Raw genomic sequence first — 1,016 nt, forward strand, 5'->3', positions numbered from 1 at the left:
CAAGCTAAACCAGTAAAAGCCGAAAAACTTAACAGTTATTATGAAGAAAGCCGTGATTTGGAACGTGAACTTATTAGCGAATTTATGAAGTTAGGGGTATAATTGTCAACCTTTCTGCAATATGTTAAAAGGAAAAGATATGAGAAAGCTGATTATTACAGTAGTAATAAGTGTAATTCTTGGGATGTCGAGTTCAGCACTGCAAGCTTCAGATGAAATACCTTCAGACGACGATTTGGACGAAGGCGTAATACGCGGCGTGCTAAAAGAAATTGCACCTAGCCTAAGTACACTGAGCAGGTTTGGATCCTTTGGCCGTAGAGATATCGTTGAGGACATATCAAATCCTCCGGAAGAAAGAACAGAACTGGATATTGAAACTCCAATTTCTGAACTCAGAAATTCTAAAATAGAAGAACAACTTGAAACACTCAGGAAGCAACTCGAAGAAATACATCAGTCTATGGTGGGTGACCCAGAATTCGTACATAAAGGAATAAAACCAAGGCGTCCATCAGTTCTTTTTCTTCCAAGACCAGAATTCATATACGATAAAAAGAAATGGGCGCTCATTTCCAACGAAATCTCTAAATATATCAAGCAAGTTAAAGATGGAGAATCTATTAGAACTTCTGCCCATGACATACATGAACTTATCAAAAAACGCAGTAAAAATGCAGCGATTATTGATAAAGTCATAAGCTTGAATGTTTTCGAGGAAATAAACCATCGTTTTGACTTAATCGGCGATTTTGACGAAAAAATTCTCAAATTAACAGATCTGAAAAGTACTGCTAGGTATCAAGCAGCCATAAATACTCTTTTAACTCTGATTCAGAATGAATCTACGAAATTGCAAATGGTTGCGCATTTACGCAATGCAGAACAAGCACTCATTAGTCAACAAAAGCACGAACACAATATGAAAATTCTTGGAAGCAAAAATATACGAATGCCGAAAATAAGATGATATTTTTTATAAACAACTTATCTCAGCGATCAGTTATTTTTACCTC

At 36.0% G+C, this 1,016-nt stretch carries 1 protein-coding gene and 1 pseudogene; both read left to right on the forward strand.

Features of this window, described 5'->3' with window-relative positions; all coding sequences use genetic code 11:
- A pseudogene (locus tag GQO39_RS08680) lies at window positions 1-90 on the forward strand (TrwG protein); the annotation flags it as partial.
- 49 nt (window positions 91-139) lie between these two features.
- Window positions 140-970: a TrbJ/VirB5 family protein gene (locus GQO39_RS08685; RefSeq protein WP_198039454.1), complete on the forward strand. Its 831-nt coding sequence runs from the start codon at window positions 140-142 to the stop codon at window positions 968-970.
- Window positions 971-1,016 lie beyond the last annotated feature (46 nt).

The organism is Bartonella refiksaydamii (assembly GCF_902652675.1).
Lineage (GTDB): Bacteria > Pseudomonadota > Alphaproteobacteria > Rhizobiales > Rhizobiaceae > Bartonella > Bartonella refiksaydamii.